The 21529-nt window shown below is 71.8% G+C and carries 18 protein-coding genes; 10 read left to right on the top strand and 8 right to left on the bottom strand.

Going from position 1 to position 21529, the window contains the following annotated elements:
* The first annotated feature begins 224 nt into the window (after positions 1-224).
* The 4 genes from ACIRFL_RS15305 to ACIRFL_RS15320 all read left to right on the top strand — a co-directional run bounded on the left by ACIRFL_RS15305 (position 225) and on the right by ACIRFL_RS15320 (position 6282).
* Positions 225-1394, top strand: coding sequence for an anhydro-N-acetylmuramic acid kinase (locus tag ACIRFL_RS15305; RefSeq protein WP_404028342.1), 1170 nt, complete (start codon positions 225-227; stop codon positions 1392-1394).
* A 30-nt stretch (positions 1395-1424) separates the two neighbouring features.
* Complete coding sequence (locus tag ACIRFL_RS15310; protein WP_404028345.1) at positions 1425-4295, top strand: FAD-binding and (Fe-S)-binding domain-containing protein; 2871 nt, start codon at positions 1425-1427, stop codon at positions 4293-4295.
* Between the two features lie 214 nt (positions 4296-4509).
* The gene (locus tag ACIRFL_RS15315; protein WP_404028655.1) at positions 4510-5112 is read left to right on the top strand and encodes a TetR/AcrR family transcriptional regulator; all 603 of its coding nucleotides are present in this window, start codon (positions 4510-4512) and stop codon (positions 5110-5112) included.
* A gap of 156 nt (positions 5113-5268) precedes the next feature.
* On the top strand, positions 5269-6282 hold the full coding sequence (locus tag ACIRFL_RS15320) for a sugar-binding transcriptional regulator (protein ID WP_404028347.1): 1014 nt from the start codon (positions 5269-5271) through the stop codon (positions 6280-6282).
* Here ACIRFL_RS15320 and ACIRFL_RS15325 read toward each other — a convergent pair.
* The gene (locus tag ACIRFL_RS15325; RefSeq protein WP_404028349.1) at positions 6230-8998 is read right to left on the bottom strand and encodes a sialate O-acetylesterase; all 2769 of its coding nucleotides are present in this window, start codon (positions 8996-8998) and stop codon (positions 6230-6232) included. The two genes, ACIRFL_RS15320 and ACIRFL_RS15325, sit on opposite strands and share 53 nt — an antisense overlap.
* Before the next feature lie 95 nt (positions 8999-9093).
* Positions 9094-9972, bottom strand: a complete 879-nt coding sequence (locus ACIRFL_RS15330; protein ID WP_404028656.1) for a helix-turn-helix transcriptional regulator — start codon at positions 9970-9972, stop codon at positions 9094-9096.
* Between the two features lie 79 nt (positions 9973-10051).
* On the opposite strand from ACIRFL_RS15330, the gene ACIRFL_RS15335 reads away from it, so the two are divergent.
* Both ACIRFL_RS15335 and ACIRFL_RS15340 read left to right on the top strand, forming a co-directional pair.
* Positions 10052-10819, top strand: a complete 768-nt coding sequence (locus ACIRFL_RS15335; protein ID WP_404028352.1) for an SDR family oxidoreductase — start codon at positions 10052-10054, stop codon at positions 10817-10819.
* A gap of 65 nt (positions 10820-10884) precedes the next feature.
* On the top strand, positions 10885-11094 hold the full coding sequence (locus ACIRFL_RS15340) for a 4-oxalocrotonate tautomerase family protein (protein ID WP_404028355.1): 210 nt from the start codon (positions 10885-10887) through the stop codon (positions 11092-11094).
* A gap of 75 nt (positions 11095-11169) precedes the next feature.
* On the opposite strand, the gene ACIRFL_RS15345 is transcribed toward ACIRFL_RS15340, so the two are convergent.
* Entirely contained in the window at positions 11170-11550 is a 381-nt protein-coding gene (locus ACIRFL_RS15345; protein ID WP_404028358.1) for a MerR family transcriptional regulator, read from the bottom strand.
* A 149-nt stretch (positions 11551-11699) separates the two neighbouring features.
* On the opposite strand from ACIRFL_RS15345, the gene ACIRFL_RS15350 reads away from it, so the two are divergent.
* Positions 11700-12641, top strand: a complete 942-nt coding sequence (locus tag ACIRFL_RS15350; RefSeq protein WP_404028361.1) for an alpha/beta hydrolase family protein — start codon at positions 11700-11702, stop codon at positions 12639-12641.
* Positions 12642-12706: 65 nt separating this feature from the next.
* Here the strand turns inward: ACIRFL_RS15350 and ACIRFL_RS15355 are convergent, their stop codons facing one another.
* The 3 genes from ACIRFL_RS15355 to ACIRFL_RS15365 all read right to left on the bottom strand — a co-directional run bounded on the left by ACIRFL_RS15355 (position 12707) and on the right by ACIRFL_RS15365 (position 14956).
* The gene (locus tag ACIRFL_RS15355; protein ID WP_404028363.1) at positions 12707-13270 is read right to left on the bottom strand and encodes a TetR/AcrR family transcriptional regulator; all 564 of its coding nucleotides are present in this window, start codon (positions 13268-13270) and stop codon (positions 12707-12709) included.
* Positions 13271-13335: 65 nt separating this feature from the next.
* On the bottom strand, positions 13336-14760 hold the full coding sequence (locus ACIRFL_RS15360; protein WP_404028365.1) for an amidase: 1425 nt from the start codon (positions 14758-14760) through the stop codon (positions 13336-13338).
* On the bottom strand, positions 14747-14956 hold the full coding sequence (locus tag ACIRFL_RS15365; RefSeq protein WP_404028368.1) for a hypothetical protein: 210 nt from the start codon (positions 14954-14956) through the stop codon (positions 14747-14749). The genes ACIRFL_RS15360 and ACIRFL_RS15365 overlap by 14 nt, the downstream gene beginning before the upstream one ends.
* A 153-nt stretch (positions 14957-15109) precedes the next feature.
* On the opposite strand from ACIRFL_RS15365, the gene ACIRFL_RS15370 reads away from it, so the two are divergent.
* The 3 genes from ACIRFL_RS15370 (at position 15110) to ACIRFL_RS15380 (ending at position 16977) form a co-directional block, all read left to right on the top strand.
* Positions 15110-16012 (top strand): MBL fold metallo-hydrolase, encoded by a 903-nt coding sequence (locus ACIRFL_RS15370; RefSeq protein ID WP_404028370.1) that lies wholly within the window; start codon positions 15110-15112, stop codon positions 16010-16012.
* A 125-nt stretch (positions 16013-16137) separates the two neighbouring features.
* On the top strand, positions 16138-16368 hold the full coding sequence (locus ACIRFL_RS15375; protein ID WP_404028373.1) for a hypothetical protein: 231 nt from the start codon (positions 16138-16140) through the stop codon (positions 16366-16368).
* Between the two features lie 27 nt (positions 16369-16395).
* Complete coding sequence (locus ACIRFL_RS15380; protein WP_404028376.1) at positions 16396-16977, top strand: EamA family transporter; 582 nt, start codon at positions 16396-16398, stop codon at positions 16975-16977.
* Between the two features lie 45 nt (positions 16978-17022).
* On the opposite strand, the gene ACIRFL_RS15385 is transcribed toward ACIRFL_RS15380, so the two are convergent.
* Together ACIRFL_RS15385 and ACIRFL_RS15390 are read right to left on the bottom strand one after the other, a co-directional pair.
* Entirely contained in the window at positions 17023-19017 is a 1995-nt protein-coding gene (locus ACIRFL_RS15385; RefSeq protein WP_404028379.1) for a hypothetical protein, read from the bottom strand.
* A gap of 125 nt (positions 19018-19142) precedes the next feature.
* Positions 19143-21152 (bottom strand): beta-galactosidase, encoded by a 2010-nt coding sequence (locus ACIRFL_RS15390; protein ID WP_404028382.1) that lies wholly within the window; start codon positions 21150-21152, stop codon positions 19143-19145.
* Positions 21153-21529 lie beyond the last annotated feature (377 nt).

The following is a 21529-nucleotide window of genomic DNA, read 5'->3' on the forward strand; positions in this document are numbered from 1 at the left end:
CCACCGCGCCCCCGAGGCCGCCGTGGCCGGTGGGGGCGCCGGGGGGTCCGGACCCGACCGCGCGGCGGCGGCCGTCGGCACCGAGTGACGAGGCACGCAGCCGACCCGGTGCGGGGGCCCCGCGCCCCCCCCACCCCCGTCAAGCGACAGCACCCCTGGGGAGAAGCCATGCAGCAACCGCAGCCGACCCCGCCCGCGCGGCGGAACGTGGGCGAGGAGACGCCGTGCGCGTGATCGGCCTGATGTCGGGCACCTCCTACGACGCCATCGAGGCAGCCGCCGCCGACCTCACCCTGCACGGCGACGCCCTGCACCTGCGGCCCCTCGGCCACCTCTCCCGGCCCTACCCCGGCGACCTGCGGGACCTGATCGCCGCCACCCTCCCGCCGGCGGCCACCACCACCGAGGCCGTGTGCGCCCTGGACACCGGCATCGGCCAGGCCTTCGCCGACGCCGCCCAAGACGCCCTGCGCGAACTGTGCGACGGCACCGCCGACCTGGTCGTCTCGCACGGCCAGACCATGTACCACTGGGTGGAGGACGGCATCGTGCGCGGCACCCTCCAACTCGGCCAGCCGGCCTGGATCGCCGAAGCGACCGGCCTTCCCGTCGTCTCCGACCTGCGCAGCCGGGACGTCGCCGCCGGCGGCCAGGGCGCCCCACTGGTCGCCATGACCGACACCCTGCTGCTGCGCACCCTGCCCGGCACCCCCGCCGCACTCAACCTGGGCGGCATCGCCAATGTCACCGTCGTCGCCCCCGGCGCCGACCCGCTGGCCTTCGACACGGGGCCCGCGAACGCCCTCCTCGACGCCGCCGTACGGCAGTTCAGCGCGGGCGCCGCCGCCTACGACGAGGACGGCCGCAGGGCCGCCGCCGGCCACACCGACCCCGAACTGCTCGCCATCCTGCTGGACGACCCCTACTACCGCAGGCCGGCGCCCAAGAGCACCGGCAAGGAGCACTTCCACCTGCCCTATCTGCAAAGGGCCCTCGACGCCGTGCCCACGCCCCGCCCCGACGACGTCCTGGCCACCCTGACCCGGCTCACCGCCGTCACCGTCGCGGACGCCTGCCGTACGCACGGCGTCACCGACCTCATCGTCTCCGGCGGCGGCGCCCGCAACCCGGTGCTGATGCGCATGATCACCGAGGAACTGCCGGGCGTGCCGGTCCGCCCCAGCGACGCCCTGGGCCTGCCCTGTGACGCCAAGGAGGCCCTGGCCTTCGCCGTGCTCGGCTTCCTCACCGTCAACGGCCTGCCCGGTACGTTCCCCTCGGGCACCGGAGCCCGCCGCGCCACCCTCCTCGGTAGCATCACCCCCGGCCTGCTGCCGCTGCGGCTGGGTGAACCCGCCGCACAGCCGCCGCGCCTGCTGCGCATCAGGCACTGACCCCCATCCCGATCCCGGCATCGAGGACCCATGACCCCCTCCACCCCGACCGTCCCCGCGCCGCCCGCCCCGCAGGAGGACGCCCGTCTGGCCACGATCCTCGCCGCGTGCGTCAGCGACCCGTCCAGGGTGACGACCGATGTGCCGCGCAGGGTCGCGGCCGCCCACGACGCCTCGCCGTACCTGTTCACACCGCGCGCCGTCGTGCGCGCCGCGTCGTCGGCCGAGGTGGGCGCCCTGATGGCCGGGGCGCACGCGGCCGGGCTGCCGCTCACCCTGCGCTCGGGCGGCACCAGCCTGGCGGGGCAGGCGAGCGGTGACGGCATCCTCGTGGACGTCCGCAGTCACTGGCGCGGCGCACAGGTCCTCGACGACGGCCTGCGCATCCGGCTGCAACCAGGACTGACGGTGCGTCAGGCCAATGCGCGGCTCGCCCGGTACGGACGCCGGATCGGCCCCGACCCGGCCAGCGAGTCCGCCTGCACCATCGGCGGCCTGGTCGCCAACAACTCGAGCGGCATGAACTGCGGCACCCAGGACAACGCCTACCGCACCATGGAATCCCTGCAGTTCGTGCTGCCCTCCGGCACCGTGGTCGACACCGCGGCCCCCGACGCCGACGAGGCACTGCGCGCCCGCGAGCCCGAACTGCACGCCGGCCTGATGCGGTTGCGTGACCGCATCCGCGCCTCCGCCGCCTCCCGTGCTCTCATCGAGCGGCTGTTCGCGATGAAGAACACCCTGGGCTACGGGCTCAACTCGTTCCTGGACCACAGCGATCCGGCCGACATCCTCGCCCACCTCATGATCGGCAGCGAGGGCACCCTCGCCTTCGTGGGGGAGGCGGTCTTCCGCACCGTCCCGCTGCTGCCGCACACCGCCACCGGTCTGCTGGTACTGCCCGGCCTCGCGGAGGCCACCGACGCCCTGCCGGCCCTGCTCGCCGCCGGCGCCCGCACCGCCGAACTCCTCGACGCCGCCTCACTGCGCGTGGCGCAGCACTCCCCGCACCCGGTCGACGAACTGCGCGGTCTGCGCGTGGAGCAACACGCTGCCCTGCTGGTCGAGTTCGCCGAGGACGACGCCGAACTGCTGGAGCAGACGGTGACGGCCGCGCGGCCGGTCCTGGAGCGCCTGCCCGCCGTCACCGGGACCTCGCTCGCCCGCGACCCGAGCACCAGGGCCCGGCTCTGGCACCTGCGCAAGGGCCTGTACACCGCGGTGGCGGGAGCCCGCCGTCCCGGAACCACCGCGCTCCTTGAGGACATCGCGGTCCCGATGGAACGGCTCACCCGCACCTGCGAGGGCCTGATCGCCCTCTTCGAGAGGCACGGCTACCAGGATGCGGTGATCTTCGGGCACGCCCGCGACGGCAACCTCCACTTCATGCTCACCCAGGACTTCGACTCCGCCCGGGAGACCGAGCGCTACGCCCGGTTCACCGACGCCATGGTCGACCTCGTCCTGGACGCCGGCGGCACGCTGAAGGCCGAGCACGGCACCGGCCGCGCCATGGCCCCCTTCGTCCGCCGCCAGTACGGCGACGAACTGTACGACGTCATGCGGGAGCTGAAGCGGCTGTGCGACCCGCACGGCGTGCTCAACCCGGGCGTGATCCTGGAGGACGATCCGGCCGCCCACCTGCGCAGCCTCAAGAGCGTCCCGCAGGTCGATCCCGCGCTCGACGCCTGCGTCGAATGCGGCTACTGCGAGCCCGTATGCCCCACCGCGGACGCCACCACCACGCCCCGTCAGCGCATCGCGCTCCAGCGGGAGATCGCACTGGCCACCGCCGCCGGCGACGAGGAACGCCGCCGCGCCCTGGAGACCGACTACACCTACGCGGCCGTCGACAGCTGCGCCGCCGACAGCCTCTGCGTCACCGCCTGCCCGGTCGCCATCGACACCGGCGCGGTCATGAAACGCCTGCGCGCCGAACGGCACGGCGCCGCCGCACAACGCGCCGGGAACGCGGCGGCCCGGCACTGGGCGACCGCGGTCAACGGCGTACGCACGGTGCTGAACACCGCGCACGCCCTGCCCGCCCCCGCACTGCGCGCCGCCACCGGCGCGGCCCGCAGGCTCGGAGCGCAGGAGCTGGTCCCCGCCTGGGCGGACGACATCCCCCGCGGCGGCCCGGCCCGTCCCGCGCCCCGGCGCCCGGCCGCGCCCCACGCGGTGTTCTTCGCCGCCTGCATCGGCAGCGTCTTCGCCCCCGAGGCCGCTCCCGGCGGGACGGCGGGCTCGGCGACGGCGTTCCTGCGGCTGTGTGAACGGGCAGGCGTCGCCGTCACCGTGCCCGGTGAACTGGCCGGACTGTGCTGCGGCACCCCCTGGCAGTCCAAGGGCTACACCACCGGACACCGGACCATGGCCGCCCGCACCCTTCAGGCACTGTGGGAGGCGAGCGACCACGGCCGGCTCCCCGTGGTCTGCGACGCCTCCTCCTGCACCCACGGCCTGGAGCAACTGCCCGACGCCCTCCCGGAGTCCGACCGCGCCCGTTTCGCGTCGCTGACGTTCGTCGACAGCGTCGTCTTCGCCGCCGAACACCTGCTTCCCGCCCTGCCCCGACCCCGCCGGCTGCGCACCCTCGCCCTGCACCCCACCTGCTCCACCGTGCACCTGGGCAGCGAGGGCGCGTTGCGCACCCTGGCGGCGGCCGTCAGCGACGAGGTCACCGTCCCCGACACCTGGGGCTGCTGCGCGTTCGCCGGCGACCGCGGTCTGCTCCACCCGGAGGTCACGGCTGCCGCCACCGCCGCCCAGGCCGCCGAGATCACCGCCGGAACGTACGACGCGTACGCCTCCTGCAACCGCACCTGTGAGATGGGCATGACCCGTGCCACCGGCCGCCCCTACCGACACGTACTGGAACTCCTCGACGAAGCCACCGCCTGAGGACGGCGGCCTAGGACCATGGGCCGAGGCCGGCTCGGGCCGGGGACGGGCGCCGGCGCCCGACGGCGTCGCTACCCTTGGCAATCGGTCACGATCACGCAGGTGACGCCGCCCACCGGGAGGTCTGCCCGATGCCCCGGTGGAGCGGCGGCCGCCCGACGCCATGGACGTACCCGAGGAGAGCGATGCCCGGCAGCGGCTATCGGAGCGCTCGATGACGCCCACGCCGGACGATCCCACCGGGGAGCGGGCGGATGCCGCCCGCAACCGGGCCCGGCTGCTGGCGGCGGCTGCCTGCCTGGTGGCCGAGCGGGGAGCCGAGCATGTGACGATGCACGAGGTCGCACAGGCGGCCGGGGTCGGAAAGGGCACGCTCTTCCGCCGGTTCGGCGACCGCACCGGGCTCCTGCTGGCCCTGCTGGGCGATGTCGAGGCCGAGTTCCACGAGGCGTACTCCTGCGGCCCCCCTCCGCTGGGACCGGGAGCACCGGCGGCACACCGGCTGACGGCGTTCGGCTGTGCCCTGATCGAACGCCTCGCCGACGACACGGACCTGGGCCCCGCGCTGGCACGCCAGATCCCCGTCGAACGCCGAAAGACCTCGCACTACGGACAGGCCTTCCACCGGCACGTCGCATCGCTTCTGCGGGAGGCGGGGGTGGTGGGCGACCACGACATGCTCGCCCACGCCATGCTGGCCTTCACGGACCTGGAGACCATGGACCACCTGCGCAAGGAGCGGCAGGCCGGCACCGCACGTCTGCGGCACACCTGGACGGACCTGGTACGGCGGGTCACCGGAGCCGACGAACGCTGAACGGCCGCACGGACCGGCACCGCGAGAGCACACCCGGGCCGGCGCGGGCGCGGTGTTCCGCCGGGCGGACGCGGTGGAGCCGGGGCCCGATAGCATGTCAGCGAGGTCAGGTACGTACCTGTGCCCGACCCCGGGACCACGAAGGATGGAGGCAGGGTGCCGGCGGCAGCGACCACTCCGAGCCCCGATCACGTACGGCTCCTGGTCAAGGTGGCCCGTATGTATCACGAGCGCGGCATCCGGCAACCCGAGATCGCGGCCCGCCTCAACATGTCGCAGCCCAGGATCTCCCGCCTCCTGAAGGAAGCCGTCGACCGCGGCGTGGTGCGCACCGTCGTCGTGCCCCCCGAAGGCGTGCACGCCGAGCTCGAAGACGCGCTGGTCGAACGGTTCGGACTGCGCGACGCCGTCGTCGTGGAGGTGGAGGGTTCGGGTTTCGACGTGATCCCCGCCCTCGCCGCGGCCACGGCCACCTACCTCGACGCCACCCTTACCGGCGGCGATGTCATCGGTATCTCTTCGTGGAGCGCCACCCTCCTGGAGTCGGTGAACGTCATGCGCGCCAAGACGTCCTCCGTGGCTCAGGAAGTCGTCCAGATCATCGGCGGGTCCGGCAGCCCGGAAGTACAGCTGCACGCCACCCGGCTCACCAGCCGGCTCGCCGAACTGACCGGCGCCCGGCCGGTGTTCGCCCCGTCCGCCGCACTGGTCGGCAGCAGGGAACTGCGCGACCTGCTGTCGCGGGAGCCCGCCATGGCCGAGACCATGAGGGCCTGGTCCCGGCTGACGCTGGCGCTGCTCGGCATCGGCACGCTCGAACCGTCACCCCTGCTGCGCCGTTCGGGCAACGCCATCACGCCCGAGGACCAGGCACGACTTGAGGAACTGGGCGCCGTGGGCGACGTCTGCGCCCGGTACTTCGACAGCGCCGGAAACCCCGTCGACGCGCCGTTCAACGACCGGCTCATCGGCATCGAGCCGGACCAGCTCCGCACAGTGGAACGACGTATCGGCGTCGCCGGTGGCATCGGCAAGGCGGCCGCGATCCGCGGTGCGGTACGCGGCAAGTGGATCAACATCCTGATCACCGATGTCGAGGTGGCCCGGGAACTCCTCGTCAGCCGATCGGGAGCCGGTCGAAGGCCAGCAGCCCCATCCCCGAAGCGTTGACGAGCCACGCGGTGGCCGGCGTCGCCGAGGCGGTGGCCCGGCCGGGGTGGCCGGCGTAGGTGAGGCTCACCGGACCGGTGACCCGGCCCGTCAGGGCGAGGCTCACCCGGCCGGTACCGCAGCCGACGTCCGCCACCTTCACGGTCGTGCCGTTCAGGGTGAAGTCGGCCTTGCTTCCGGCATCGCAGCGAAGCGTCTGCGTGGCATCCGTGAGGTCGATCCGGATCCTGTTGTGCGCCGGGTCCTCCCAGACCGCACGCAGCGGGTTCGGCGGGTCCGCCGGCGTGGCCGGCCGGGCGCCGTGGAGGTCGCGGCGGATCGCCAGACTCAGCCAGTCGGCGAGCTGACGGTAGCCGGACCGGTAGGTGTAGTGGCAGCCGTCGTGGCCGTCCAGCCCCATGGTCGTCATCACCGACGTGCCCGCGACAGTGGCGAGTCGGCGCTGCACCTCCTGGACGGCGGCGCTGCGGACCGCCCCGCAGTGCTTGCGGATCTGGACGACGTAGACATGTTCGAGGCCGGTGAAGTCGGTCCGCCAGTCGGCGAGGAGGGACCGCACGTTCGCGTTGTGCCGCGCCGCCGTCGGTCTGCCGTTCTGGCCGTTGTCCGCCTCGCCCTGGTACCAGATGACAGCCCGCACCGCACCGGCCAGGCCGCCGTCGACGACCCTGCCGAGCAGCCGGCCGTAGTTCGTGGCCGGGTCGGTGGGCGCGTTGTCGGAGCGCTGGAAGAAGGTCGACGGCTTTCCGCCGTGCGCGCCGTTGAGGATCGCCACCGGAACACCGGTCTGGTCGGCCAGGTCCTGCCCCAGCCGCATCCCGAGCTGACCGATCGCACCGCGCACCGAGGTGTGGGTCCCTTCGGAGCCCTCCCCGGTGGCCCGGTACCAGTTCCGGTCGAGGACGGAACGCGCCGGATCCTCGCTGTCGTACCCGAAGGTGCGCACCCAGGGCGACTGGTCCGTCGAGCTGGCGGTACCGGCATACCCGGCGCCCGCGGCCACCGCGTTGGACTGGCCCTCGATGACGTACACGTCACCGGCGACGATGTCGGTGGCGCGGCGGACGAGCGTTGTGCCCGACGGCCGCTGCGCCCACACCTCGACCGTGTAGGAGGCCCGCTCCGCGGTGATCAGGGCGCTCATCGTGCACCATTCCTCGGCCTGCACCCGCTGCGTGGAGACGAGCGCGCCCGCACGGTAGACGTTCATGTGCAGGGCGGTGACGTCCGGGTCGGTGACATGGCTGCGCACCGCGACCGCCGCCGTGTTCGTGGCCCGGTCCCGGGGGTACAGCTGTGCGTTCGTCGGCCCCGTGACGATGTCCACACCGGCCGGTTTCACATACACCCGCAGATGCGGTGCCGTCCACCTGCCCGCGTTCTCGGCGAAGGTCCAGTCCGGCTGGCCGACGGGGGCGGTACCGACACCTGCGGACACGCGTGTCTGCGGTGTGTGTGCCCAGCCGTTGACCGCGAGTACGGTCTGCCGGTGCGTCAGGTCATGTACCTGGAACGACCCGTAGCCGCCCGCACCCGGAATCTGCCCGGTGGCCGGGCGAGGGGTGTCGACGATGTCCCACTTGGTGGCACTGCCACCGGACGGTGCGGAAGGCGGCAGCCCGGGGCCGTACCGGTTCGGCCACAGCTCCAGGTATCCGGTGCTGTGGTCGGACGGACGCACCGCGGATCCCCGTACGGTCAGATCGGCGACGGTGCGCCGGACCGTCGCGGACATCGGCACGCCCAATGCCTTCGGATCCTGAGTCCAGGTGTTCATGGAAGCGTAGGCCCATGCCGGGGTGGGGCCGTACATGCCGTCCAGGCAGTAGGCGACACGGGAGATCGGGGCCCGGATCGACGCCGAATTGTCCACCGTGTACGGCACACCATGGGCCCAGGCCGCCGCGGTCCGGGGAATCTCAGCGTCGTACAACAGCCGGTAGTCGGCCAGCTCGCCAACCGTCTGCTCGCACCGGGTCGCGTTCGGCGCGGCCGGCTTGACGTACACCTTCAGCGTGGCCGAGGACAGCCTCCGGCCCGACTGGGAGAACGTCCAGTCCGGGTGCCCGGTCTTCTGGTTGCCCGTGCCGATGTCCAGGTACCGGCCGCGGCTGTGGCTCCATCCGTTGAGAGCCAGCACCGTCTCCCGGTCGGCGGTGTTGTGCACCTGCATCGACCCGTACCCCGAACCGTTACCCCTCGACGTGTCGGAGAAGTCGTAGGCGGTGCTGTCGCCGGTGGGAACCGACGGCGAGGCGGTCGCGCGGTAGGTGCCGGGCCAGAACTCGATGTACCCGCCGTCGGCCCGCTCGACGTGCTTCACATTGCTGCCCCACGTCGTCAGGCCGGTCACCCGCCGCGCGGTCGTGGTGCTCGGTACGCCCAGCAGGCGGGGGTTGTTGGTGAAGGCGTCGAACGAGGCGTAGGCCCATTCATGTTCGCCCGCGGCCGTCACGGTATCCAGGCAGTACGCGACCCGGTCCAGATACGACGTGCTCGGCTTGTTGTCCGGTCCGACGGACCTGTTCACCGCGTAGGGAACACCGGCACCGCCCCGCCAGTACGCCGCCCGCGGGACGTTCAGCTCGTACAACGGGAGATATCCCGAGAGTTCGTCGACCGTCTCGCACCCGGTCGGATCGGCCGCGCTCACGGCTGCCGCCTGCACCGGAGGCGGCAGCGACGCTCCGGCGGCGATGAACGCGACCGTGAGCACCGACCGCACGATCGCAAGAAACCGACGCGAGAAACGTATTTCTATGTTCACTTATCCGCTCATTCATCGGTGAACAGGGTCACCCATAAAGAGCGTCACCTTTCCTGTGCATGACGAATAGGCATCTCCTGGGTGCCGATGACCGCGAGCAGGTCGAGCAGGCCGGAACTGTCCGTACCGGCTGCGGGAGTGAACCACAACAGGCGCTGCCGCCCGTCCTCGCTGAACAGAGTGAGGCAGTTGACCTCGATCAGACCGAGCGCCGGGTGGTTGAGGCGCTTGCGGTCGTCCCGTCGGAACGCGACGTCGTGGTCGGCCCACAGCGTGGCGAACTCGGCGGAGGCGCCGAGCAGCGCATGAATCATCGAGGTGGCTTCGGTGTCCTTCGCGGCCCTGCGCGCGGCGGCGGCCCGCAGATCCGCGACGAAGGCACGCGACTGGGCTTCGTGATCGGCTTCGGGGTACAGACGCCGGGCGTCGGGCTCCGTGAACCACCGGTGGACGAAGCTGGCCCGGGCCCCGCGGAAACCCGAGTGGTCCCCGAGCAGGGCCACCGCTACCGGGTTCTGCACGAGAGTGACATGCAGGTCGGTGATGATCTGCGCCGGTGTCGTGGCCAGACGATCGAGGAGATCGAGCATGCCGGGGTGCACATGCGAGGCCGCCCCACCCTGCACGGGCACCGGGCGGTCCGCCAGATGGTAGAGGTAGTCGCGTTCGTCGGCGCTCAGCCGCAGGGCCCTCGCCAGCGCGGCGAGCATCTGCTCGGACGGCTGGGACCCCGCTCCGCGCTCCAACTCGTTGTAGTAGTCCACCGATGCCCCGGCGAGCTGGGCGACCTCGTCGCGGCGCAGCCCGGGCACCCGGCGCCGGGGCCCGGTCGGCAGCCCGACGTCGGCCGGGCGGATGCGTTCACGCCGCGAACGCAGGAAAGCCCCCAGCTCGGTGTGTTTCACAGACCTCATGCCCTCCATTGTGTGCGCGGCCAGGGCCATTGACCCAGGGGATGACATCCCCTGGTTGCGCTGGTCAGTCCCGCGCATCGTGGAGGACATGACTGAGAACCACCCAGCCCGGGCTGATGGACCGGCGGCAGCGCGGGTCGCCGTCGTCACCGGAGGATCACGCGGCATCGGCCGGTCGGTGTCCGGCAGGCTCGCCCAGGACGGCCTGGCCGTCGTGGTGTGCTACGCCCACGACACGGCTGCCGCCGAGGAGACGGTGACCGCGATCACCGCTTCCGGCGGGCGGGCGATCCGTGTACAGGCGGACGTGGCGGACGAGAACGCGGTCGCCGCGGTGTTCGACCGGGCGGAGCAGGAGTTCGGCGGCGTGGACGTCGTCGTGCACTCCGCCGGCCTGCTCGCCCTGTCGCCCATCGCCGAACTCGACCTCGCCGTGCTCGACGCCGTGCACCGCACCAATGTCCGCGGCACCTTCGTCGTCGCCCAGCAGGCGGCCCGGCGCCTGCGTGCGGGCGGCTCCTTCGTGGGGTTTTCCAGCTCCGTGGTCGGCACCCAGTTCCCCGCGTACGGCGCGTACGCGGCGAGCAAGGGCGCCGTCGAGGCGATGACACTGATCCTCGCCCGCGAGATGCGCGGGCGGGACATCACCGTGAACACCGTCGCGCCCGGCCCCACGGCCACGGACCTGTTCCTCGACGGCAAGACGCCCGAGCAGATCGACCGGCTCGCCAAGACCCCGCCGCTGGAGCGGCTGGGCACCCCGGAGGACATCGCCGACGTGGTCGCTTTCCTCACCAGCCCCGAGGGGCACTGGGTCAACGGCCAGATCCTGCGGGCCAACGGAGGCATGGTGTGAGCTGACCACGCCAGCACCGGCCGGCCCCCGAACCCGCGCAAGAAACCCACTCGAAGGAGAAACCCATGCCTTTCGCCCACTTCAAGGTCCCCGCGGGCACCATCACCGCCGAGGACAAGAAGAAGATCGTCGAGCGCACCACCGACCTGTACGCGGAGATCTACGGTGAGCGGGGCCGCCCCACCACCGTCGTGCTCGTCGACGAGGTCGCCGACGGCGGCTGGGGTGTCGCCGGCAACATCCTGACCGCGGCCATGCTCAACGGCGACGACTGACGCCGACCACCCGTGTGGGGCCCGGCCGGCGGGCCGGGCCCCACACGGCGTCACTGCTCCGGCCGACCGGTGTTGCTAGGCGGTGGTTTCCCGCCGGCAGGAAGCGCCGGTGAGCATGCTGCCGGTGGCGGCGGTGATGATCGAGTCCAGCCGGTCCCGGGTACGGGTCAGCTCGCTGATGCGCCGGTCGGCCTGCTCGCGCTCCGCCGCCAACCGCTTGAGCAGGGCGGGAGTGGCCTGGCCGTCGACGACGTACGGCATGAGTTCCACGATGGTCCTGCTGGACAGCCCGGCGGCGTAGAGCTGCTGGATGAGCCGCACCTGGTCGATCGCGCTCTCGGGGTAGTGGCGCTGGCCGCTGGTGCTGCGCTCGGCGACGAGCAGGTCCTGCTCCTCGTAGTAGCGCAGGGCCCGGACACTGACGCCGGTCCGGGCGGCGAGTTCCCCGATGCGCATGTGCTCTCCCTGATGACGTACGCGCCACGCCTTGCCTCTCACGTCAACGTGAGGTTTTAGCGTAACGGACGTGCGCCATCACGGCCGTCGCGTCGGCCTCAGAGCGGCCTGATTCGGATATGCCCGCCACACCTGAAAGAAGCACACGTATGAGCACCTACAGGGCGATCGACCTCAGCGAGCCCGAGCCCACCCCGATCATCTCGGTCAAGCCGGTCATACTGCCCGCACCGGAGCGCGGCGAGGACCTGCACGTACGCGTCTCCGCGCCGGTCACCGGCACCGATCTGCCGATCGTGCTGTTCGCGCACGGCTTCGGCTCCCACCTGGACGGCTATGCGCCGCTGGTGGATCACTGGGCCTCCCACGGCTTCGTGGTCATCCAGGCGACCCACCTCGACTCCAGGAGGCTGCACCTGGCCGCGGACGACCTTCGAAAGCCCCAGTTGTGGCGCTACCGCGTCCAGGACATGAAGCGCATCCTCGACGAACTCGACACGCTGGAGGCCTCGGTGCCCGGCCTGGCCGGGCGGGTGGACCACCGTCGCGTCGTCGCGGCCGGACACTCCTTCGGCGGCCAGACCGCGGGCATCCTCGTGGGTCTGCGCGTCATGGACCCGCAGACCGGTGTCGCGCAGGACATGTCCGACCCCCGGGTCATGGCCAGTGTCCAGCTGGCCACCGCCGGCAGGGGCGGCGACGAACTGACGCCCTTCGCCCACGAGAACGCTCCCTGGCTGCGCGACCAGGACTTCTCGCACATCACCGCACCCGGGCTCGTCGTCGCCGGTGACAAGGACGAGCTTCCGCTCTCCACCCGGGGACCGTCCTGGACGACCGACCCGTACACCCTCAGCGGCGGCGGCAAGAGCCTGTTGACGGTCCATGGCGGCCAGCACTCCCTCGGCGGCATCGCCGGCTACGAGGCGGCGGAAACCACCGACGAGAACCCCGAGCGCGTCGCCCTCGTCCGGCGGGTCACCCTCGCCTACCTGCGGCACATCGCCGGCATCGACCACACCGGCTGGGAGGCGGCACGGGCCGCGCTCACCGGTGACGCCCACCCGCTGGGCCGACTGGAATCGAAGTGACGTCTTCGCCGCGTCCCAGGGCGACAGCGAGTCCCTGACCTCAGTCGATGCGCGGTCGCTCCGGGTCACCGGCCGTTCGGGCCGAGGGCTTGGGCGACGAGCCGGCGGGCGTACGCGGCGTCGAGTCCGTGCGGGCGGAAGAGGATGCGGTACATCAGAGGGGAGACGACGCGGTCGATGACCGTCTCGACGCCGGGTGTCTCCTCCCCGCGCCGGGCCGCGCGGGCGAGGATGACGTCGATCTGTTCGGCGGCGTAGGCGGAGCACTGGCCGGCGTTGCAGCCGTCCGGGTCGCCGAGCAGGGCGTCGCGGATGTAGGCGCGTCCGGCGGGGGAGGCCATCTCGTCGAGGAACTGCTCGGCCCAGGCCGTCAGGTCGCGGTCCAGGCCGCCGTGGTCCCCGGGCGCGGTCTCGGGCCGCAGATGCTCGACCGCCACGTCCGACAGCAGTTCCTGAAGATCGCCCCAGCGGCGGTAGATCGTCGACGGTGTCACGCCGGCGCGTTGGGCGACCATCGGTACGGTCAGCGCGTCCCGGCCCACCTCCGCGGCGAGTTCGCGCACGGCGGCGTGCACCGATGCCTGGACCCGGGCGCTGCGCCCGCCGGGGCGCACCATCTGCCTGCTCATGGCACACCACCTTAAAGCAAAATCATTGCGTCTAAGGCCCGCGGTGCCGGCACCCGTCGCCCGGTCTACCGCTGCGTCGCCGCCATTGTCGTCACCGCACACGCCGCGTGCGCGATCCGGCGGGCGGGCTGGGTCTGTTCGTAGGCGTGCCCGACCCGCAGGAGTGTGCTCTCGCCGAGGGGTCGTCCGAGGAGTTGCATGCCGATCGGCAGGCCCGCCGCATCATGGCCGACCGGTACCGACAGGGACGGTATTCCGGTGATGTTGGCGGGGGACGACAGGCGCACATAGGCGTCGGAGACGCCTTCGACGGTGCCGTCGGCCCAGGTGATCGTCTCCTGCCCGGCCTCGACGGCGGTCGCCGGGACGGTGGGGGCGGCGATCACGTCGACGTCCCGCATCATGCGGGCCCACTCCTGCCGCATGAGGGTGCGGGAGCGCTGGGCGCGCAGGTAGTCGCCGGCGGACATCAGCTCCCCGGCCTCAAGGAGGATGCGGACGTCGGCCTGGTAGAGCTCGGGGACCGTGCGCAGGGTGCCCTGGTGGTAGGCGGTGGCCTCCGGCACCATCAGGCCCCACTGGGTGGCCTGGATGTAGCGCGTCATGGGGATCTCGACCTCGACGAGGCGTGCGCCGATGGCCTGGAGCTGGTCGATGGCGCGCCGGACGGCGGCTTCGATCCCGGTGTCGACGTGGTCGAAGTAGTAGGTGCGCGGCACACCGATGCGCAGCCCCCTCAGGTCCGTGCCCGGCGCCGGCCGGTAGTCCCTGGTGGGTGTGGTCAGGGAGGCGGGGTCGCGCGGGTCGGGTCCGGCCAGGGCGGTCAGGACCAGGGCCGCGTCGTCGACGGTGCGGGTGATCGGGCCGACGTGGTCCAGCGACCAGGACAGGGACGTGACGCCGTGGCGGGGGACGAGGCCGTACGTCGGCTTGAGGCCGACCACACCGTTGAGCGCGCTGGGCACCCTGATGGATCCGCCGGTGTCGGTGCCCAGGGTGAAGGTGGCGGTGCCCGCGGCGACGGCGACTGCGGACCCGCCGCTGGAGCCGCCTGCGATCCGGTCCGGATCCCAGGCGTTGTGGGTCTGCGGGGTGGTCAGCCCGTAGGCGAACTCATGGGTGTGGGTCTTGCCGACGAGGACGGCTCCGGCCGCCGACAGGCGCGCGGTGACGGTGCTGTCGGTCCGCGCCCGGTGGCCGGCCCTGACCCGGGAGCCGGCCGATGTCGCCGTGCCCGCGACGTCGATCAGGTCCTTCAGGGCCATGGGGATGCCGTGCAGCGGACCGCGGTAGCGGCCGGCCGCGATGTCGTGTTCGGCTTCACGCGCGGCCCGGCGGGCGCGCTCGGCGGTGACGGTGGCGTACGCCTGAAGGCGCGGCTCCACCTGCGCGACGCGCTCCAGGACGGAGTCCGCCAGTTCGACGGGTGACAGCCGCCGCGCCCGGATCGCGTCGGCCGCCGCGGCCAGGGACAGTTCATACGGCTGCAACGTGCTTCTCCTCTTCCGCGCGGTAGGCGGGGGCGGGCGGGGTGTCCCCGAAGTCCAGCTCCCGCAGGACCGCGACGACGGAGTGGATGTGACGGGCGGCGGCCGCGACCGCGCAGTGGCGGTCGGCGGGCAGCGGGAGCCCGGCGCGTGCGGCCCAGCGGGCCGCTTCGGGCGGAGTGAGTTCTGCGGCGGACATCGGCGTTCTCTCCCTCGGGATCGGAGCGGCGGAGCAAACCCAAGCGTCAAAAGCTAAGTGTTTGCGTTAGTAGACCGTAGGGCCTACGGTGACTTAAAGCAAACGTGTTGCTTTTAGCTTGACCGTCCGTGACGACCGCGGGAGACACCCCTCATGAGCACTCCATCCGCCACCGCCCCGCCCACCGTCCCGTCCTGGACCGTGGGCGACATCACCGTCCACCGCATCGACGAGGCCCTCCTGCCACCGGCCACCGGACCGTGGCTGCTGCCCGGCGCCACCCCCGCTCTCGTCGCCGGACAGGACTGGCTGCGCCCCCACTTCGCCGACGACGAGGGCCTGCTGCACATCGACAGCCACAGCTTCGCGTTCACCGTCGGCGGGCTGCGCGTCGTCGTCGACACCGGCATCGGCAACGGCAAGGAGCGGGCCAACCCCGCCTGGCACAACCTGAACACCGACTACCTTCAGCGGCTCGGCTCCGCCGGATTCCCCCCGGACTCGGTCGACCTGGTGATCCTCACCCATCTGCACACCGACCACGTCGGCTGGAACACACGGGAGGTGAACGGCGAGTGGGTTCCCACCTTCCCCCGCGCCCGCTACCTCACCTCCCGCACCGAGAGGGAGTTCTGGGCGGGATTCGCCATGGACGAGGCGCGCCGGCAGATGTTCCGCGACTCCGTGATCCCGGTCGAGCGGGCGGGACTGCTCGACCTCGTCGATGTCCCCGCCGAAGGTGTCGACGTCGTCCCGGGGCTGCGCCTGCTCCCCACGCCCGGTCACACCCCCGGCCATGTCGCCGTCGCACTCACCAGCCAGGGGGAGACGGCGCTGATCACCGGCGACTCCATCCACCATCCCGTCCAGTTCGCCCACCCCGCCATCGGCGCCTGCGTCGACATCGACCCGCGGCAGTCCGAGGTCTCACGCCGCACCCTGCTCGGCTCCCTCGCCGACACCGGCACGCTCGTGCTGGGCACCCACTTCGCACCGCCCACCGCCGGCCGCGTCGTCACCCACCAGGGCGCCTATCGACTCTCCCCCGCCCCCTGACCCACCCCCTCCCCGAAACCCCGCCCCCCTCAACCGGCCCCGCGACGGATCCCGCTCGTCCCGGCCCACAGACAGCGCACGCCCACGGGGGCTTTGAGTCCTCCCATCGGGGCACCTTTGAGCGAATGGGTGTCCTTTTCGCGCTGACCTCCGCCGTGTGCTACGGCATCGTCGACTTCGTCGGGGGGATCCTGTCCCGCCGTGTCCACTTCACCACGGTCACTTTTCTCGGTCAGCTCGGCGGGCTGCTGTTCGCCGTAGGGGCCGCCCTTCTCGTCCCGGCCCTCTCCGTCCACCTTGCCGACCTTTGCTGGGGAGCCATCTCCGGTGTCGGCAGCGCCGTCGCCATGCTGTAGCTCAACCGTGGGCTGAGCCGCGGTGCGATGAGCGTGGTGGTGCCCGTCAGCGCCGTCACGTCCGTGGTCCTCTCCGTATTAGGCGGAGTTCTCGTCCTCGGTGATCGGCCCACACCCCTGGCCTGGGCGGGCATCGCCGTCACGGCGCCCGCCCTGTGGCTCGTCTCCGGCGGGCGGACCGCCTCCCCGGGCAGCCCGGACGCGACCAAGGGCCGAGGCACCTGGGACGGCCTGTCGGCGAGCATCGGGGTCGCCGTGCAGTACCTGGCACTCGCCCAGGCCGGGCCCTCGACCGGGCTGTGGCCGGTGGCCGCAGGCCGCCTCGCCGCCGTCGCGGTCCTGCTGCCCACCGCACTGCGGCACCGAGGAGTTCCCGCGACGCACCGTGCCCAAGCGATCCTGACCGGAGCGGGCGCGGCCCTGGCGCTGATGCTGTACCTGCTCGCGACTCGACAGCAGATGCTCGCGGTCGCCGTCGTCCTTGCCTCCCTGTACCCGGCCCTGCCGGTGATCCTGGGACTCTCCGTGCTGCACGAGCGGGTCGACCGGGGCCAGGTCGCCGGCCTGCTGGGCGCGGCGGCGGCCACCGTCCTCCTCGCCCTCGGCTGAGCCGCATGCCGCTGTGCAGGCGCGGGCCGATCCAGGGTGTGGCCGTCAGTGGGTGTCGGGTTCCGGGCCGGCCACGGTGAAGGAGTACGACCGCGTGAACGGTCCATGGCCGTAGGTCACGGTGATCACGTCGTGAGGTCTGGCGCCCAGTGCCGGCAGGCTGAGGGTGGCACTGAACGTCTTCGAGTTCTTCGCGGTCTGTGTGACGGTCAGGGGCTTGGTGCCGCGGTCGCCCACGCGCACATCGACGGTGCCCCGGTCGACGGCGTCGGCGTCCAGGTTCAAGGGCGCGGCCAGGTCGACCCGCACCTTCGCATCGCTGCGCACGACATGTGCGGGGGTACGGTCGTGGGTGCTCACCTCGAGGTGCGACTGGTCGGCCGCCCGCCAGGCCAGCGCCTCGTTCCATGCGGTGTTGAAGGCGACCCAGCCCTCGGTGTGCCCGATGTTGCCCTGCTCCGGATGGAAGGGGTAGTGCCCGTTCTTCGGGCTTCCGTCGAGTACGCCGGGCACATGCTCCAGCAGCCCCGCGCCACCGTAGTACTCGGAGAACCATCCGTGCTCCACGCCCTCGAATCCCACCTGTTCGTCGGGGGCGTCGTACGAAGCGTGCCGCCCTGTGGGGTTGCGGCCGAAGATGTTGTCGACCTGCGCCGTGGCGATCTCGCGGAGTCGGCCGGCCAGCGGATCGTCGCCCAGCAGCCGGGCGGCGGCCAGTGCCGGCGCGGAGAAACCAGCCACGTTCCCGACCTCGTTGGGGTCGTCGGCGCCGCCCCCGGTGAAGGCCGGGATCGTCCAGCGGTCGTCGGAGTACCGGCGGAAGTCCCACAGATTGGCCGAGCGGTCGACCACCAGGTGAGCCCAGTCCCGGACGAACCGCCTGATGCCCTTCGGTGACTCGCCCGGATACATCTCGGCGAACTGCACCAGTCCGGTGATCAGTACGTACTCACTCTGCCGCTGGCCCTTGGTCACCCGCGGATCCGAGAGGTCCAGGTTGTCGATCAGCCAGGCGGCCTGCTCCTGAGCGGCACGCAGATAGCGGCCGGCATCATCACGGCCCTCGCGTTGCGCCACCTCGTACATCATCAGGTTCGGCCACACCGAATGACCCGGAGCCAGCTCCCCCTTTCCCGTCCCCACCTGCTTGTACACCTGGAACAGGTCGCCCGTGTGGGGTGTGAACGCCTGCCAGTGGTACCGATCGCGAGCAGGGCCACCCCAGGAGGAGAAAAGGTGATCGCAGGCCCGCCGGTAGACCGAGGCCGGAATGTACTGGCCGAGTTGCGGGTAGGCGTACACGAACGCGGCCAACTGCTCCTTCAACTGGGGATCGTTGACGTCTCCTTGCAGAAGCAGCTCGACACCCCAGTAGATGAGACGCACGATGTCCGGGGTGCCTTCCGGCAGTGTCACCGGAAGCCCCGTGGAGTCGGCGCCGTCCACATGTATCTGCTCGAACGCACTGGGGTTGGCCAGATACATGTCGACGAGGGTCTGGATCTCCCGCGAGTAGTGAGCCGCGTCGCGCCAGGCCACACCCTTCATGCAGTCGCGCGGGCCGTACTCGTCGCTGACCGGCTCGGCCGTCTTGCGGGTGGAGTCACCGAAGTAGCACCGGCTGCCCGCCATGAACTCAAGGGCACGCCGATAGGACACCCGGTCGATCCAGTACGCGCCGATCCCGAAGGGCACGGAGGTGCCCACACCGGCCACTCCCGTGACGGTGACGACGAAGTCGCCCGCATCGCGCGGGTCGAACGCGGTGAACTCGCCTACGCCGCCCTTGACCTCGCCCCGGTATCTGATGCTGCCGGATGTGTCGGTGACCGTGAACCGCGCGCCGTCCTCGGCCCGCGGTGCGGTGAACCGCTTGGACTCGCCGAGGCCGAAGCCGCTCTGGTTGAGCAGCACCGGCTGCGCGGCCAGGGGATCACCTCCCACCGCTGCGACGGAAGCTCGGTCGGCCACCGCGGAGGCGGTGCCCGGAACGACTCCCAGGACCAGCGCACCTATGACGGCGAACAGTCGGGCCTTCATGGATCACCTCTCTGTCGGACGCGACCGAAGGCCGCGGGAATACGTGCCTTCGCTGAATCGCGCATGCTGTCAGGGCTTGTTGGGTGTGCGGTGGCACCGGGTGCCGGCGGCTCCGCTCGGCCAGGTCACCGAGGGGTCTCGACCAGTACGGCGACGTCCCCCGCCGGGACGGTGACCTCGCCTGCCGAGCGGACGCCGGAGAACAGGTCGACTCCCGTTGCGGCGACCCGCGCCGGCCGCCCGGTGTGGTTCACGGCGAAGAGCCAGGACCTGCCGTCGGGTGCGGTCCGCCGGGTGACCTCGACTCCATGTCCGGCGCCCCCGACCGGCGGGGCACAGCCGGCGTGCGCGGCCCACTGGGGGAGCAGCCGCAGCAGGGAGGAGTGTGCCGGGCGGGTGGCGAGGTAGCGGGTGGTGCCGCGGCGGAGAATCGCCGGGCCTGCCTCCGCGGGGCCGTCGGTGAACCGGCACTCCACCTCCGTGCCCGGGTCGGGCAGGACGCGTTCGGCCCACAGACGGCCGGTCGAGCCGTCGTCCAGGCCGACCGTCCCGCCGGCAGCGAGCGGAAGGTACTCGTCCACCCGCAGGCCGAGCAGATCACGCAGCGCGCCGGGATACGGGCCGGGGTGCACGCGGTCGTGCGGGTCGGCCACACCGCTGAAGGGACCGACGACCAGATGGCCGCCGCGTGCCGCATAGTCCTCCAACGCCCGGGCCGTGGCGGTGGACAGGGCGTAGAGCGAGGGCACCAGCAGGAGGCGGTGTTCGCCGGGGGCGGGCACCAGGTCGCAGGGCAGTCCCACGGTCCACAGCGCACGGTGCCAGTCACGCAGCGCATCGCCGCAGGTCAGGTCGCCGCTGGGCCGGTGGGGCAGGTGCAGGGCCCACATGGCTTCGTAGTCGAGCAGCAGGGCTATGTCGGCGGGCGGGCAGGTGCTGCCGGCGATGTCCGCGAGGCCGGCCACCGTGTTGCCGAGTGCTTTGGCCTCCCGAAAGATCCTGGTGTCCTCCCCGCCGTGGGGGACCATCGCCGAATGCCATTTCTCCGGGCCGTAGGCGGACTGGCGCCACTGGAAGAACAGGGCGCCGTCCGCGCCGCGGGCGAGATGGGTCAGGGTGTTGCGGGCCATTTCCCCGGGAGCCTTGGCGAGGTTGCGGGGCTGCCACTGCACCGCGGAGGTGGAGTGCTCCATGAGCATCCAGGGCTGTCCGCCGGCCAGCGAACGGGTGAGGTCGGCGGCGAAGGCGAGGTCGGCGGCGCGGTCGGGGTCCTCGGACATCAGGTAGTGGTCGCTGGAGACGATGTCGACCTCGCGCGCCCAGCGCCAGTAGTCGCTCCAACGCAGCGCGCCGGCCATGAAGTTGGTGGTGACGGAGCGCCCGGGGGAGTGGGTGCGCACGATGTCACGCTCGGCGCGGAAACAGTCCAGATGTTCGGCGTCGCTGAAGCGGTAGAAATCCATCCACAGGCCGGGCGAGAGGCCGCCGGTGCTGGTGCGTGGAGGTACGACCTGGTCCCAGTCGCTGTACCGCATGCCCCAGACCGCCGTTCCCCAGCGGTCGTTGAGCACGTCCAGGTCGTCGCCGTACCTGGTGCGCAGCCAGTCGCGGAACGCGTCGGCCGAAGCCGCGCACCAGCAATGGGCGTTGGCGTTGGCGTACTCGTTGTTGATGTGCCACATCACCACGGCGGGGTGGTCGCCGTAGCGTTCGGCGAGGCGGCGGGTGACCAGCGCGGCGCGTTCCCGGTAGGCCGGTGACGAGGGGCAGTACGCCTGACGGGAGCCGGGCGCGAGCGTCCGCCCGTCGGCTGTCACCGGCAGCGATTCGGGGTGAGCGTGCGAGAACCACAATGGGGGCGCGGCGGTCGGTGTGGCCAGGTCGACGGCGATGCCCGACTCGTGCAGCAGGGCGATGACCTCGTCGAGTCCTGAGAAGTCGAAGGTGTCCGGCCCGGGTTCGATCCAGGACCAGGCGAAGACGCCAAGAGTCACCAGGTTGACGCCGGCCTCGCGCATCAGACGGACATCGTCCTTCCGGGTCGCCCTGTCCCACTGCTCCGGGTTGTAGTCGGCGCCGTAGGCGGGACGCCGGACTCGGCCCCATGCGGGGTGCGCACGGTCGGATCGCGGCATGGCGGTACTCCTCGGTCCTGAGCTGCGGGGTGTCGAATCGGTGGGGCCGGTGCGGTCAGCCGCGGCGGCCGGGGCCGGGACGGGGTGTGCGGCGGCCGGCGCGGTGGGGCGGCTTGCCCACGAGAACGTGCGGGATCGGAAGTCCGGACGTCAGCGGGAGGAAGGGGGCACGCACGACGTCCCGTCATGCTGCCCCATGCGGCATCGGTGCGGCGGCAAGCGATGCTGCGCACCCAAGGACGCTCAACGTAGGCGGGCCGCGCCGGGGTGTCAATGCGTGGGCTGACGCCGGCGGCGGAGCGTCGCAGCAGCCTCCTGCCGGCCGCAGGCCGAATCCGCCGTGGCTGGCAAGTCGTCCCCGCCGCTGTCCCGTTGAG

Source organism: Streptomyces sp. NPDC102462, assembly GCF_044765425.1.
Classification (GTDB): domain Bacteria; phylum Actinomycetota; class Actinomycetes; order Streptomycetales; family Streptomycetaceae; genus Streptomyces.